General features: G+C 57.2%; 1 pseudogene. It reads left to right on the forward strand.

The features are described 5' to 3' along the window. Nucleotides 1-250 (forward strand): annotated as a pseudogene (locus AC1RP1_RS08445) (hypothetical protein); the annotation flags it as partial.

Here is a 250-nt window from a genome sequence, read left to right on the forward strand (position 1 = left end):
GTCGTGGAAGTCACATCCATTCACTGGAAGAAGACGCGGCTCGGGCGCTGGCAACCGAAGATCAAGATCACGCCAACCGAAATCGACGGGACAGTCGTGACGCAGGCCACAGCGCATAACGCGACATGGATGATGGAACGTGGTATCGGTGAGGGTGCTCACGTCAAGGTCCTGAATTCGGGCGATGTGATTCCGAAGATTGTTGGCGTCGTGAAGAAGGCAAAATGGACGCCACCACCGGGCCCCTATG

This window comes from Dellaglioa sp. CoH-56-MRSF-13 (assembly GCF_056782095.1).